Origin of the sequence: Streptomyces sp. NPDC004539 (assembly GCF_040610055.1) — a bacterium.
GTDB lineage: Bacteria > Actinomycetota > Actinomycetes > Streptomycetales > Streptomycetaceae > Streptomyces.
In genome coordinates this window covers 219,540-233,265 of the sequence record NZ_JBEXLS010000015.1, presented here as the reverse complement: position 1 = coordinate 233,265, position 13,726 = coordinate 219,540, and the positions used below count along the sequence as shown (strand labels likewise).

Genomic DNA, 13,726 nt, shown 5'->3' with positions numbered 1-13,726 from the left:
GGCCCGTCCCAGGGGGCCACCGCACCGCCCCTCACCGCGCCAGCACGAGGGTCGTCGGGGACGGTGTCTCCACGAACCGCACCTCCTCGAACCCGGCGGCCGTCAGCCACGCGTGATAGTCGCTGCGCCGCCAGGTCGACCCGTGCCGGCTCTTCAGCAGCATCTCCCCGGCGAAGGTCAGCGCGAACGCCGGCCCGCTGCGCTCGTCGTCGGTGACATAGTCCGAGACGACGAGCGTGCCGCCCGGCTTCAGGGCCCGGCGGATACGGGCGAACACCGCCCTGTTGTCCTCCGGCCCCTCCTGGTGGGCGATGTTGGAGTACATGACGACGTCGTGCTCGCCGTCCCCGAAGCCGACGGTGTGGAAGTCGCCGTCCACGTGCTCGACCCGCTCGCCCACCCCCTGCTCGGCCAGCAGCCGGCGGGCGATCGCGTTGATCGGCGCCCAGTCGATCTGCGTGGCGCGGGCGTCCGGGTTCAGCCCGAGCCAGACCGCCGAGCAGACCCCGGAGCCACCGCCGACGTCCAGGACCGAGATCTTCCCGGCGTCGGCCAGCCCCAGCTCCCGTGCGGCGATGTGCGCGACGGGCACGGACTGCGCGGCGATCGCCTGGACGAGGTTCTCCCAGTGCGGGTTGTCGGCGACCTCCACCACCGCGTCCGACACCGGCCCGCCCGCCTTCACGACGTCCGGCAGCGCGGCCAGCGACCCCAGGTGGCCCATCTTGAGGCGCGCGAACGCCGCCAGCGACGCGGGCCTGCCCGAGACCAGGAACGCCGACGCCTCCCGGGAGTTGCGGTAACGCCCGCCGGCCACCTCGACCAGCTCCAGCGCGACCAGCCCGTCCAGCAGGGCCCGCGCCCCGCGCACCGCGATCCCGGCGCGCCCGGCCAGCTCCTCGGGGGTGCCGACGCCGTCCTCCAGGTGCGTGAACAGGTCGTACGTCGCGGCCGTGCCGAGGACTCCGGTCGCCCAGTAGCCGTTGATCAGCCGCATCACGCGGTCGGACGTGGGTGTGGCGTGGTTGTCGTGGTCGTTCATGCGGTCCTCCCCAAGGACAGGTGCTGAGGGGCCGTGCCGTCGACCCAGGTGCCGAGGGCCATCTCGGCCGTGATGCCGGGGCCGAAGCCCGCGATCAGACCCGTCGCCCCGGTGGGCAGCGGGCCCTCCTCGAACCGGCGGCGCAGGGCGTCCAGGACGACCGCGCTCGCGATGTTGCCGTACTCGGTGAGCGTCCCCCAGCTGTGCCGGAAGACCGCCCCGTCGACCCCGAGGTACTTCGCGAGGTCGTCCAGGATGCGGGGGCCGCCCGCGTGGATGACGTAGAAGTCGAGGTCCCCGGCGTCCCAGCCGTGACCGGCCGCGAGGTCCTTGAGGACCGGCGCGAGCGGCTCCATGGTGCCCGGCACCCGGCGGTCGAGCTGGAAGTGGAAGCCGGTGTCCCGCACCGCGTACGAGATCCAGTCCTCCGTGTTCGGGATCAAGTACGAGGCGTTGCGGGCCAGTTGGACACCCGTGACACCGGGCCCGCCCCCGCCGCGCACGACGGCCGCCGCGACCGCGTCCCCGAACAGGCCGTCCGACAGTAGCGAGCCGATGTCGTCGGCGTCCGGCTGGTAGCACAGCGAGCACAGTTCGCAGGACACGATCAGCACGTTGCTGTCCGGGTGCGCCACGCAGAAGTCGTGCGCCCGGTTGATCGCCGCCCCGCCCGCCGCGCAGCCCAGCTGGGCGATGGGCAGCTGCCGGGTGTCGTACCGCAGACCCATCGTGTTGATCAGCCAGGCCGTCAGCGACGGCATCATGAAGCCGGTGCACGACACGTAGACGATCGCGTCGATGTCCTCGGCCCGCAGCAGCGCGTTCGCCAGAGCCTCCTCGATCGCGTCCGGGCAGCGCTTCTTCGACTCCATCTCGTAGATACGGTTGCGTTCCTCGAAACCGGGGTGGGACAACGTCTTCTCTATGGGCTGGACCAGGTGTCGTTTCTTGACCCCGGTGTTCTCTATCAGCCGGAGCGCGAGCGGGAGCTGAGGTTTTCCCGCGTGTGCTTTCCGGGCGAAATCCAGGGTCTGTTCCATCGTGATGACGTATTCCGGTACGCGCACCGCGGGCTTGCAGAGGATGGGCATCTCCGGCATTCGCCTTTCGAAGATCGCGGACATGGTCGTGACTTCCGTCGTCAGGGAGTGGGAAAAGAGCCGTCGCATTCGGCGTCCACCAGAAGAGCGGCGGCGCCCGTGTAGTCCTCGGGGTCCAGCAGCCGGGAGATCCGGTCCGCCGTCAGATGCGCGGTCACCTCGGGGAGTTCGCCCAGGACGGCGCCGAGGGGGCGTCCGTCGCGGTCGGCCTCCAGGGAGGCACGGGTGAGCAGCTCCCGGGCGCGCGCCTTGCCGAGAGCCGGGGCCAGCGCCGAGCAGACCCGCTCCGAGACGATCCGGCTGCCGGTCAGCGCCAGGTTGGCCCGCATCCGGTCGGGCCGGACCACGAGACCCTCGGCCAGCTCGACGGCCGTGTGCGCGGCGCCCCCGGCCAGCCGCAGGCACTCCCGCAGCAACTGCCACTCGGCGTGCCACACCCCGGCCGACCGCTCGTCCTCGCAGACCAGACACTGCGTCACGCCGGCCGCGAGCACGGGCACCTGGAGCGCGGCGCTGCGCAGCAGGGTCGCCAGGACGGGGTTGCGCTTGTGCGGCATCGCGGAGGACGCGCCCCGCCCCGCGCGCGAGGGCTCGGCGACCTCGCCCACCTCGGTCCTGGCCAGCGACTGCACGTCCACGGCGATCTTCCCGAGGGCCCCGGCGGTCAGCGCCAGTACGGCCGCCAGGTCCGCGACCGGGGTGCGCAGCGCGTGCCACGGCAGCGGCGGCCGGGCGAGCCCCGTCTCGGCGGCGTACGCGTCGAGCAGCGCGTCGGCGCCGCCCGCCGGACCCGACTCCAGATAGCCGGCGAGCGTCCCGGCCGCCCCGCCCAGCGAGCACGGCAGCCCGCCGTCCAGCAGCGCCGCCACCCGGTCCCGGGCGTCCAGCACGAGCCGCCGCCAGCCCGCCGCCTTCAGCCCGAACGTCGTCGGCACGGCGTGCAGGGCGAGGGTCCGCCCGGCCATCACGGTGTCCCGGTGCCGCACCGCGAGCACGGCCAGCGCGGCGGCCGTCCGCTCCAGGTCGGCGTGGACCAGGACGAGCACCCGGGAGGCGACCAGCATCGCGCCGGTGTCGAAGACATCCTGGCTCGTCGAGCCGTGGTGGACGTACCCGGCGGCCTCCGGCGACGCCTCGGCGACCGCCCGCGTGAGCGCGCCCACCAGCCCGACCACCGGGTTCGCGGTCTCCCGCGCGCCCACGGCCAGCGCGCGCACGTCGAACCGCTCCGCCCGCGCCGCCTCGGTGATGACCTTCGCGGCATCCACGGGCACCACACCGACGGCGGCCTGAGCCCGGGCCAGGGCGGCTTCGGCGTCCAGCATGCCCTGAAGCCAGGCGGTGTCGGAGGTGGCCGCCTCGGCGGGCGTACCGGCACGGACGGGGGAGAGGAGACCGGAGTCGTGAACGGTCGTCATGCGGACGCTCGCAGGGTCGGGGGCGGGGGTGTGGGTGCGGTCGAGGGGCCGGGGTGAGGGCTGGGCGCGGGGGTGGGGAGGGGAGCTGCCGGGGTGCCGGCGGTCGGTGTCCGGGTGGTGGGGGGTTCCGGCGCGGGCACCGGCTGCGGGGCGGGAGGGGGAGACGCGGGGCGGGAGAGGGGTGCCGGGGCCTCGGCGGGTGGTGTCCGGGCGAGGTCCGGGGCCTCGGTAGGCGGTGTCCGGGCGGTAGTCGAGGGCTCGGTGCGCGGTGCCCGGGTGGGGCCCGAGGGCTCGGCGGCGGGTCCTGGCGCCGTGTGCGACGACACCCCGGGCGAACCTGACGCCGTGTCCGACGACATCCCGGGCGAACCCGACGCCGCGCCCCCCGCCCCCGTCGGCCCCAGCGCCAGCACCGCCCGTGCCACCGCGTCCGCGTCGCCCAGGATCATGGAGTCGACGCCGGGGCGTATCCCCGCCGCGGTGACCCAGTGGACGCCCTCCGTGGGAACGCCGAGGGCGAAGCGGCGTGGATGGGCGCGCCCCGACGCGTCGACGAGCCGGTAGGGGCGCCCGGTGACGGCCAGCCCCCGCGTCGCGACCTCCGTCCCGCAGGTCCCGGCGATCCGGAAGCGCGCCGCCCGCCCGGACTCCAGCAGACCGCGCAGCAACGGGTCGGCGGTACGGGCGAGATCCGGCTCCGGGAGCCGCGCCTCGACCAGGGCCGTCGCCCGCACCGGCGGCCCCGGCACGACCCCGGAGACGACGTCGAACCCGGCACCGGCGCCGGCCGACACCCGGACGCCGGGCCCGAGGATCTCCACCACCCCCGCCTCGATCAGCGCGATCAGCTCCGCCACCCGGGAGACGGGCGGCCCGATCGACAGGAACGCGTTCAGCGGGGTGTACCAGCCCTGGAGGTCGTCCTGGTACGAGCCGCCCTCCAGCCGCCCGTGGTCGACGGCGGCCCGGATCTCGTTGCGCAGATCCCGCAGCACGTCCAGGGCGGCCTTCAGCGGACCGCGCACATTGCCCGCCTGCGCCTCCCGCACGTCCTGCGCGAGATGCTCCAGGAGCCACGCCCGGTACGCGTCCTGGTCGCCCAGCTCGCGCCCCCGCCAGGGGCGGGCCACCCGCTCCCAGTCCCACCGCTCGTCCGGCGCGACCCCGGCGGCGTCCAGCAGCCGCGCCTCGGCGGAGGGATCGGGGGCGGCCAGGAACTCCCGTACGAACGGCTCGCGTTCACGCCCGCGCGCGGCCAGCAGCGTGCCGTAGTAGACGCTCTCGACCTCCTTGGCGATCAGCGGCCACAGGTCGGCGCGGAACGACAGCCGCTCGCCCTCCTCGGCCCGCCGGTGCAGCCGGGCCACCGCCGGGAGGGTCAGCAGACGCGGTACGTGCCGGCCGTACGGGCCCTTCTGGTTCTCGCCGCGCGCGTGGTACGGCACCCCGCGCCGCGAGCCGGCGACGATGCGCGGCTCCCGGCCCGAGGGGCGATAGCGGAGCCGGCCGCCTTCCCGCGTGAACGTGCCGCCGCGCTCCTCGGTGAGGAGGGCCAGCACGTCGAAGAAGTTCAGCCCGAGACCCCGCACGAACACCGTCTCGCCGGGCGCGATCGCGGACAGGTCCAGGTCGGCCGGGTTCGCGGGGGCGAAGTAGGAGAGCCCGGCGGCCTCCGAGAGACGCCGCTCGCCGGGCGTGGGACGGACGGGGAGGTGCCCCTGCCCGAGGACCACGGCGTCCAGGCCGGTCAGTTCGGTGCCGTCCGCCAGCCGCAGGGACTGCGTGCCGTCCGGCCCGTCGTCGAGCGCGACCGCGCGCGTGCGGTGTTCGACGACGGTCAGATGGGCGGGCGCCGAGTCCCGCACCGTACGGAAGACGTCCTCCAGGTACGCCCCGTAGAAGGCCCGCGTCGGATAGTCGTCCGGCCCGAGCCGCCCCGCCCCGGGCGGCAGAGCCGCAGCCCACTCGTACAGGCTCGGCCCCTCCTCGACCGGGCCGTCCATCGTCACGGTGTGGTCGGTGAACATCGTGACCTGCGAGGCCACCGTGTTCATCAGCAGCCGCCGCGACTGGTCCGTCCGCCACACCTTCCCCGCCCCCGGCGCGTACGGCTCCACCACGTGCACGGTCACCGCCCCGTGCGCCGGCGACTTCCGCTCGTTCGCGCACAGCCGCTCCAGGACGGACAGCCCGCGCGGCCCCGCTCCGACAAGACAGACGACAAGCACGGACTCTCCTGTCAGGTCGCGCGGACGTTGTTCTTGAGCTCGGCCCGCAGCACGTCCACGACGCGCTCGACCTGGCCGTCGCCCAGCTCGGCGTGCATCGGTATCGCCAGGTTGCGGTGGAAGAGGTCGGCGGAGACCGGGCAGCTCTGCTCGGTGTCGTAGACCGGCTGGAGATGGCTCGCCCAGGTGCCGTGACCGCAGCCGATGCCCTGGGCGCGCAGCGAGGCGGCGAGGGCGGACCGGTCGACGCGCGGGGAGAGCGTCACGAGGTAGGACTGCCAGGCGTGGGTGCGGTCGTCCGGCACGTACGGCAGCGTCAGGAGCCCCTCGGCGGCCTCGTCGGCGAGGAGTTCGCCGTACGCCGCCGCTACCTCGGCGCGGCGGGCCAGGAGGTCGTCGACCCTCTCCAGCTGGACCTGGAGGATCGCGGCGGCGATGTCGGAGAGCTTGTAGTTGTAGCCGATGTCGGTGAACGTCGGGATCGGCAGCCCGACCACCTGCGCCTGGTCGTAGATGCTCCCGATGCCGAACGACGACCGCAGCCGGGCGTCCGCGCCGATCACCGGGTCGGCGGCGAGCAGCGCCCCGCCCTCCCCGCTGCTGGCGCCCTTGCGGCCGTGGAAGGAGAGACAGGCCACCGGCGCCAGCGCGCCCGCCGGCCGCCCCCGGTAGGTCGCGCCGACCGCGCAGGCCGCGTCCTCGACGACGAACAGGCCGTGCCGGTCGGCGAGTGCCATCAGCTCGTCGTAGTCGGCGGGCAGCCCGACCGTGTCCACGGCGATCACGCCCGCCGTGCGCGGCCCGATCAGCGCCGCCACCGCCTCGGGGTCGACCGTGCCGGTGTCGGGCCGCACGTCCGCGAAGACGGGCGTCGCGCCGACGTACCGCACCGCGTGCGCCGGGGCCGGGAACGTGTAGTCGGCGACGATCACCTCGTCGCCCGGCTCCACGCCGAGCGCCAGCATCGCCAGGTGCAGCGCCGCGCCGCAGTTGCTGAGCGCGACCGCGTCGCCGACGCCGTACCGCGCCTTCAGCTGTGCCTCGAACGCCTTGCCGCGCGGGCCCTGGCCGGCCGGCCAGCCGGAGGCGAACACCTCGGCGACGGCGGAGAGTTCGCGGGCGCCGAGGCTCGCGTGGACGAGGGGGACGCTGTCGTGGGTGGTCATGGGGCGACCGTCCTTTCTGCGGGCGGGGTGAAGCGGAGCGGGGTGATCTGCTGGACGTCGTAGCGCCGGCGCATCCGCTCGACCGCCTCCGGGTCCACCGCGGGACCGGCCGCGAAGATCTCGACGATCTCCTCGAAGTACCGCTCGTGGTCCGGCGAGGGGGAGCTCTGGAAGAGCATCCGGGCCGGGGTGTCCGAGGCGTTGCGGAAGGCGTGCGGGGTGCCCGGCGGCACGAACATGCAGCTGCCCGCGACCGCCCGGACCGGCCGCTCGCCCTTCGGGGACTCCCAGCCGTGCCAGGTGTCCGCCGTCCGCTCGGCGGGCTCGAACGCGAACAGCTCCAGCTCGCCCTCCAGGACGTAGAAGAACTCCTGGGACTCGCTGTGCGCGTGCGCGCCGACGTCGAAGCCCGGCGGCACGACCACCTCGAACACCGAAGCGGAGGAGCCGTCCGCCGCGGTGACTTTGAACGTCACGTCCTGCGCTTTCGTGACGAGTTTCCTGCCGTGGCCGGGCGGGACGATCAGACCGCTCATAGAGGTCGCTCTCCGTGTCAGGGGAAATGCGGAATTCCGGGCCGGTCCTGCGGCCGATTTCCCCAGCGACAATGCCAGCGCCGACTTGGCGGCCACTGGGCCCGCGATTGGCGCCCGCTTGCCGCCAAGCCGGGGCCAACTCGCCGCGTATTCCCCGGCAAGGGGCGGCACCGAGGATGCGGTGCGCACGGATTCCAGAATCCGGCTCCGACCACCCGAGGGGGAAACCATGCAGTCCGCCGCCGCACCGCCGCGAGTGCTGCTCGCCGCGCCACGGGGGGCCTGTGCCGGAGTGCACCGGGCCATCGAGACCGTGGAACGCGCGCTGAAGATCCACGGCGCGCCCGTGTACGTCCGCAAGCAGATCGTCCACAACGAACACGTCGTGCGGGAACTGGAGGACAAGGGCGCCCGGTTCGTCGACTCGGAGGAGGAGGTCCCGGCCGGCGCGGTCTGCGTGTTCTCCGCGCACGGCGTCTCCCCGCAGGTCCGCGACAACGCCCGCGGGCGTGACCTGACCGTCGTCGACGCGACCTGCCCGCTCGTCGCCAAGGTCCACCAGGAGGCCGTGCGCTTCGCCCGCACCAACGACACCCTGATCCTCATCGGGCACGCCGACCACGAGGAGATCGAGGGCACGTACGGCGAGGTCCCGGAGCGCACGGTCGTCGTCGCGGACGTCGCCGAGGCCAGACGGCTCGACCTCGCGCCCGGCACCAGCGCCGCCTACCTCACCCAGACCACGCTGTCCGTCGACGACACCGCCGAGATCGTCGCCGTCCTCCAGGAACGCTTCCCCGGGCTCACCGGCCCGGCCGCCGCCGACATCTGCTACGCCAGCCAGAACCGGCAGAACGCCGTCAAGGCGATCGCCGGGCGCAGCGACCTCGTCCTCGTGGTCGGCTCGGCCAACTCCAGCAACTCGCTGCGTCTCGTGGAGGTCTCCCGGGCCGCCGGCACCCCCGCCCGCCTGCTGCCCGACCCCGCGCTCCTGGACCCTGGCTGGCTGACCGGCGTCCGCACGGTCGGCCTCACGGCAGGGGCGAGCGTGCCCGAGGTGCTGGTGGACCGGGCGCTGGAGCGCCTCGCGGAGCTGGGGTTCGCGGACGTCGAGACGGAGGTCACTGCGGTGGAGAACGTGGCGTTCCGGCTGCCGCCCGAGGTGGAGGAGTCAGGCGCCGTACGGCAGTCGAGGCTGCTCGACCGGGTCGACCGGCGTATCGGGGAACTCCTCGACGCCGAGCGGGCGCGCTGGGGCGCGGTCGATCCCCGGGGCGCGGTGCCGGTCGAGGCCGTCGCGGAGCTGGTGGACGCGGGCGGGAAACGGCTGCGCCCGCTGTTCTGCGTGACCGGCTATCTGGCGGCGGGCGCGGACGGCGACGAGGACACCGTCGTCGACGCGGCGGCGGCCCTGGAGCTGCTGCACGCGTTCGCGCTGATCCACGACGACATCATCGACAACTCGCCCACCCGGCGCGGCACGCCGACCGCCCACGCCGCCCACACCGAGCTGCACGCGCGGCGCGGCTGGGCGGGGGAGTCCCGCCGCTACGGCGAGGGGGTCGCCATCCTCGCCGGAGATCTCGCGCTGAGCTACGCGAACCGGCTCGCGGGCGCGCTGACCGGGCCGGCGGCGCGGGTGTGGCACGAACTGGTCACCGAGATGATCATCGGCCAGCAGCTCGACGTCGCCCTCGCCGCCGAGGCGGTCCCGGACGCGGCGCTGGCCCGCTGGGTCGCCGTCTGCAAGTCCGGCCGCTACACCATCCACCGCCCCCTCGCCCTCGGCGCGGCCCTCGCCGGACGCCCCGAACTGCACGACGTGTTCGAGGCGTACGGGGTCGCGGCCGGTGAGGCGTTCCAGCTGAGGGACGACCTCCTCGACACGTTCGGCGACGCGGAGGTCACCGGGAAACCGGCCGGCCTCGACCTCGACGAGCACAAGATGACCCTGCTGATCGCGCTGGCCGCCGCGAGGGAGCCGGAGGTGGCCCGGCTGGTCGACGAGAGCCGGCACGCCGACTGGGACCCGGCCGCCCTGCGCGCCGCCCTGCTCGCCTGCGGGGTGCGCGCGGAGGTCGAGGAGCGCATCGACGCCCTCGTCGTCGGCGCCCGCGCGGCCCTCACGGACGCCGGACTGCCCGACGCCTGGCGGCTGCGGCTCGAAGAACTCGCCGACATGGTCGCCTACCGCGACCGCTGACGACTCCCGGAGGACCAAGCCATGAGCACTCTCCTGTACAAGCTGAGCCCCGGACCGGACCGTGCCGCGCTCCACCGGCAGGGCCTCTACCTCGGCGTCGTCCCGCAGGCGGCGGCCCGCGTGCGCGGCGCGATGCCGGTCGTCCTCGACCACGACCTCGACGTCCTCCCCGACGCCGGACGGAACCTGACGGTCGGTCAGCTCGCCGTCCATGTCGCGGACTTCGCCAACCGCCTCGCCGCAGCCGGGGTGCGCCGAGGCGGACACGTCGTGATCTGCAAGGCCCCCAACTTCGACCTCTGGCTCCTCGCGACGGCCGTCGAACGCCTCGGCGCGGTCCCGGTCATGCTCTCCCAGCACCTCGACTCCGAGGCCCTCGCCGCCCTCCTCGCCCGCCTCGACCGCCCCCACCTGATCACCGACGGCCCCAAACTCCGCTCCCTCACCGGGGACGGCGTCGACCTGGACGAGCTGGCCAGGGGCGTGCTCGGCGTCGGCGACGCGGGGCCCGGCGCCGTCCCGCTCGCCACCCTCGACGGCTCGGTGCCGGTCCGCCCGGTGCTGCGCGGTCTCGACGAACCGGCGATGATCACGCACACCTCCGGCACCACCGGCCTGCCCAAACTGGTCGTCCACACGCCGCGCACGATGCGTTCCCGGCTGCGCCCGCAGATCTTCCTGCTCGGCCTGATGCGCAGGCGCGGCACCGTCGCGATCCACACCCCGTTCGGCCACTCCCGGACCTTCGCGGCGATGTCCCTCTGCCTCCTCCAGGGCATGCCGCCGCTCCTCGTCAACGACGGCACCCCGGACGCCGTCGCGCGCTTCTTCGCCGCCCAACGCCCCTGGCTGATCGAGGCGTTGCCCAACACGTTCCTCGCCTGGGAGGAGCTGGCCGACGACGCGCGCCGGCCCTTCGCGTCCGTCAAGTACTTCAGCAGCACCTTCGACGCGATCCACCCGCGCACCGTGCGCCGGCTGCTGCACGCCTCCACGCAGCGGGCGCAGTTCTTCCAGATCTACGGCCAGAGCGAGGTCGGCCCCGCCGCCGGCCGCCCCTACTTCCGCCGGTTCGCACACCGCATGGACGGCCGCTGCGTCGGCTACCCGCTGCCGGGCAGCGCCCAGGTCCGGCTGGTCAGCCGGGACGGGAAGCGGCCCTCGCAGGACAACCCCGGCTTCATCGAGGTCCGCTGGGACGGTATCGCGAAGACCTACCACGGCGAGCAGGAGCGGTACGACGCCAACCTGAACGACGGCTGGTGGCGCACCGGTGACGTCGGCTACCGCACCCGGCTGGGCTGCCTGCACATGCTGGACCGGGAGTTCGACACGATCCCCGGGGTCGGCAGCAACCTGGAGATCGAGGACCTCCTCCTCGACGAACTGGCGGAACTCGCCGAGGTGGTCGTCGTGCAGGGGCCGGACGCGAAGGCGGTGCCCGTCGTGTGCACCCACCACGACGAGCCGCTCGACCTCGGCCGCTGGCACGCCGCGACCGCCCGCTACCCGCAGCTCGCGGAGCCCGTCCAGATCCCGCTGGCCGAACTCCCGCGCACCGCCACGCTCAAGACCCGCCGCGTCGAACTCTCTCGGCGGCTCGCGGCCGGCCTACCAGGGGCCGTGGTCGAGTAGCCCGAGGACGAGGATCGCCACCGCCGTGGCGAGGAAGACGATCCCGCCCACGATGTTCCGGGAACCCACCCGCACGTGGGCGACGATCGCCCCCACGAAGTACAGGATGAGCCCGACGGCGGCCAGCGTCCCCAGCGCGGGCACCGCCAGCCCGGCCAGCAGCCCGACGGTGCCCGCCGCCAGCAACGACCCGAGGACCGGGACGTACTTGCGCGGGATGCCCTTCATGTCCGCCTGGGTCTTGGGGTACTCATGGCCGATCAGATACGTGACGGCGGCGGCCCCGTTGAAGACCGCGCCGACGATGGTCATGGTCACGAAAGCGGTGGACAAGTTCTCTCCGCATCTTTGAGGACGATCTTGCTGAGCACCGTTCTGAGATGCCCCCCGGCGTCGATGATCGTACAGGCGACGGCACGGGCGGCGCCGGACTACACCGCGTCCCAGCCGTGCTCGCGATGCGCGGGCTCGGCCTGGCTCACCGGCAGCCACCGAAGCTCGTACACGGTGTCGCGCAGCCGGAACGCGCCGGCCGACCAGTCGGTGAGTTCACCGTCGAGGTCCTCGCCCCGCACCACGCCGTCGTCGGCGGTCAGCACGCCGGAGGTGCCCACCGGCCACACCATCCACTCCGGCAGCTCCTGTTCGCTCGTGACGCGCCTGCGCCACAGCCACCCCGTGTACTCCCGCCAGACGTCCACCCGCGTCACCAGCAGCCCGACCTCCCGCCCGTCGAGCATCATCCGCGCCGCACCCCGCCGATACGGATCGAGCCGCACGTTCCCCGCGCTCACGCCCCAGCACCCCCGCCCGTGTTACCAAGAACCATGTCTGCACACACTGCATCACACGCGTACGACGCCGTCGTCGTCGGAGGCGGTCACAACGGCCTGGTCGCCGCCGCCTACCTGGCCCGGGCCGGGCGGACGGTGCTCGTGCTGGAGAGGCTGGACCGGACGGGCGGGGCGGCGGTGTCGACGCGGCCGTTCGCCGGGGTGGACGCGCGGCTGTCGCGGTACTCGTATCTGGTGAGCCTGCTGCCCGAGAAGATCGTCCGGGACCTCGGGCTGAGCTTCCGGGTCAGGTCGCGGGACATCTCCTCGTACACCCCCGTCGAACGCCACGGGAAACCCACCGGGCTCCTCGTCGGCGGCGGTGAGCGCCGCACCCGGGAGGCGTTCGCCCGGCTCACCGGCTCGGACCGGGAGTTCGAGGCGTGGCAGCGGTTCTACGGCATGACGGGCCAGGTCGCCCGGCGGGTGTTCCCGACGCTCACCGAACCCCTCCCCACGCGCGAGGAGCTGCGCCGCAGGGTGGGTGACGAGGAGGCGTGGCGGGCGCTGTTCGAGGAGCCGGTCGGGGCGGCGATCGAGGAGCGGTTCGCCGACGACCTCGTGCGCGGAGTCGTCCTCACCGACGCCCTCATCGGCACGTTCGCCGGCGCCCACGACCCCTCCCTCGCCCAGAACCGCTGCTTCCTGTACCACGTCATCGGCGGCGGCACCGGCGCCTGGGACGTCCCCGTCGGCGGCATGGGCGCCCTCACCGACGCCCTCGCGACCGCCGCCCGCGAGGCCGGCGCCGTCCTCGCCACCGGCCACGAGGCGATCCGGATCGACACGGACGGCCGTACGGCGGAGGTCACCTACCGCACCGCCGACGGCGAGGGCGTCGCCACCGCCCGCCACGTCCTCGTGAACGCCTCCCCGCAGGCCCTCGCCGAACTGACGGGCGCCGCCCCGCCCGAGCCCGCCGAGGGCGCCCAGCTCAAGGTGAACATGCTCCTGAAGCGCCTCCCTCGGCTGAAGGACACCTCCGTCGACCCCCGCGAGGCGTTCGCCGGCACCTTCCACATCGCGGAAGGGTACGGCCAACTCGCCACCGCCCACGCCGAGTCGGCGGCCGGACACCTCCCCACCGCCCCGCCCTCGGAGATCTACTGCCACTCCCTCACCGACCCGACCATCCTGGGCCCGGAACTGACGGGCCATCACACCCTCACCCTCTTCGGTCTGCACACCCCCGCCCGCCTCTTCCGCGACGACAACGACGCGGCGCGGCAAGCCCTGTTGAAGCGCACCCTGGCCGAACTCGACACCCACCTCGCCGAACCCCTCGCCGACTGCCTCGCCACCGACGCCGACGGCCGCCCCTGCATCGAGGCGAAGACCCCCCTCGACCTGGAACGCGACCTCCGCCTGCCCGGCGGCAACATCTTCCACCGCGCCCTGTCCTGGCCCTACTCCGAGGAGGGCGGGGGCCGTTGGGGCGTCGAGACCCCGCAGGAGAACGTCCTCCTGTGCGGCGCGGGCGCGATCCGGGGCGGAGGGGTGAGCGGCGTACCGGGTCACAACGCCGCCATGGCCGTACTGGAACAGCAGATCTGACGATCCATCAG

10 protein-coding genes and 1 pseudogene are annotated in these 13,726 nt (G+C 73.8%); 3 read left to right on the top strand and 8 right to left on the bottom strand.

From position 1 onward, the window contains the following. Positions 1-31 precede the first annotated feature (31 nt). The 6 genes and pseudogenes from ABZX85_RS29200 to ABZX85_RS29175 all read right to left on the bottom strand — a co-directional run bounded on the left by ABZX85_RS29200 (position 32) and on the right by ABZX85_RS29175 (position 7,490). Positions 32-1,042, bottom strand: coding sequence for a methyltransferase (locus ABZX85_RS29200; protein ID WP_355874702.1), 1,011 nt, complete (start codon positions 1,040-1,042; stop codon positions 32-34). Further along, positions 1,039-2,133, bottom strand: a complete 1,095-nt coding sequence (locus tag ABZX85_RS29195) for a type III polyketide synthase (protein WP_355874746.1) — start codon at positions 2,131-2,133, stop codon at positions 1,039-1,041. The genes ABZX85_RS29200 and ABZX85_RS29195 overlap by 4 nt, the downstream gene beginning before the upstream one ends. Before the next feature lie 50 nt (positions 2,134-2,183). After that, complete coding sequence (pcaB, locus tag ABZX85_RS29190) at positions 2,184-3,560, bottom strand: 3-carboxy-cis,cis-muconate cycloisomerase (RefSeq protein WP_355874699.1); 1,377 nt, start codon at positions 3,558-3,560, stop codon at positions 2,184-2,186. 401 nt (positions 3,561-3,961) lie between these two features. Next, positions 3,962-5,803, bottom strand: a pseudogene (locus tag ABZX85_RS29185) (FAD/NAD(P)-binding protein); the annotation flags it as partial. Continuing rightward, positions 5,800-6,954 carry a DegT/DnrJ/EryC1/StrS family aminotransferase gene (locus ABZX85_RS29180; RefSeq protein ID WP_355874696.1) on the bottom strand — a complete coding sequence of 385 codons (1,155 nt, stop codon included), beginning with the start codon at positions 6,952-6,954 and terminating at the stop codon, positions 5,800-5,802. The gene ABZX85_RS29180 and the pseudogene ABZX85_RS29185, both read right to left, overlap by 4 nt. Continuing rightward, positions 6,951-7,490, bottom strand: a complete 540-nt coding sequence (locus ABZX85_RS29175) for a cupin domain-containing protein (RefSeq protein WP_355874693.1) — start codon at positions 7,488-7,490, stop codon at positions 6,951-6,953. The genes ABZX85_RS29180 and ABZX85_RS29175 overlap by 4 nt, the downstream gene beginning before the upstream one ends. 229 nt (positions 7,491-7,719) lie before the next feature. On the opposite strand from ABZX85_RS29175, the gene ispH reads away from it, so the two are divergent. Continuing rightward, complete coding sequence (gene ispH / locus ABZX85_RS29170) at positions 7,720-9,693, top strand: 4-hydroxy-3-methylbut-2-enyl diphosphate reductase (RefSeq protein ID WP_355874690.1); 1,974 nt, start codon at positions 7,720-7,722, stop codon at positions 9,691-9,693. 21 nt (positions 9,694-9,714) lie between these two features. Then, positions 9,715-11,328, top strand: a complete 1,614-nt coding sequence (locus ABZX85_RS29165) for a class I adenylate-forming enzyme family protein (RefSeq protein ID WP_355874687.1) — start codon at positions 9,715-9,717, stop codon at positions 11,326-11,328. On the opposite strand, the gene ABZX85_RS29160 is transcribed toward ABZX85_RS29165, so the two are convergent. Next, positions 11,305-11,661 carry a DoxX family protein gene (locus tag ABZX85_RS29160; protein ID WP_355874684.1) on the bottom strand — a complete coding sequence of 119 codons (357 nt, stop codon included), beginning with the start codon at positions 11,659-11,661 and terminating at the stop codon, positions 11,305-11,307. The two genes, ABZX85_RS29165 and ABZX85_RS29160, sit on opposite strands and share 24 nt — an antisense overlap. Positions 11,662-11,759: 98 nt before the next feature. After that, on the bottom strand, positions 11,760-12,122 hold the full coding sequence (locus tag ABZX85_RS29155; RefSeq protein WP_355874681.1) for a hypothetical protein: 363 nt from the start codon (positions 12,120-12,122) through the stop codon (positions 11,760-11,762). A 33-nt stretch (positions 12,123-12,155) separates the two neighbouring features. Here ABZX85_RS29155 and ABZX85_RS29150 point away from each other — a divergent pair, with 33 nt between their 5' ends. Further along, positions 12,156-13,715, top strand: a complete 1,560-nt coding sequence (locus ABZX85_RS29150) for an NAD(P)/FAD-dependent oxidoreductase (RefSeq protein ID WP_355874679.1) — start codon at positions 12,156-12,158, stop codon at positions 13,713-13,715. Positions 13,716-13,726: the final 11 nt, after the last annotated feature.

What these genes read in the sequence shown, in the direction of transcription:
- ABZX85_RS29175 (WP_355874693.1), bottom strand. Translation starts at nt 7,490, where the DNA reads ATGAGCGGTCTGATCGTCCCGCCCGGCCACGGCAGGAAACTCGTCACG.
- ispH (WP_355874690.1), top strand. Translation starts at nt 7,720, where the DNA reads ATGCAGTCCGCCGCCGCACCGCCGCGAGTGCTGCTCGCCGCGCCACGG.
- ABZX85_RS29180 (WP_355874696.1), bottom strand. Translation starts at nt 6,954, where the DNA reads ATGACCACCCACGACAGCGTCCCCCTCGTCCACGCGAGCCTCGGCGCC.
- ABZX85_RS29150 (WP_355874679.1), top strand. Translation starts at nt 12,156, where the DNA reads ATGTCTGCACACACTGCATCACACGCGTACGACGCCGTCGTCGTCGGA.
- ABZX85_RS29195 (WP_355874746.1), bottom strand. Translation starts at nt 2,133, where the DNA reads ATGCCCATCCTCTGCAAGCCCGCGGTGCGCGTACCGGAATACGTCATC.
- ABZX85_RS29200 (WP_355874702.1), bottom strand. Translation starts at nt 1,042, where the DNA reads ATGAACGACCACGACAACCACGCCACACCCACGTCCGACCGCGTGATG.
- ABZX85_RS29165 (WP_355874687.1), top strand. Translation starts at nt 9,715, where the DNA reads ATGAGCACTCTCCTGTACAAGCTGAGCCCCGGACCGGACCGTGCCGCG.
- pcaB (WP_355874699.1), bottom strand. Translation starts at nt 3,560, where the DNA reads ATGACGACCGTTCACGACTCCGGTCTCCTCTCCCCCGTCCGTGCCGGT.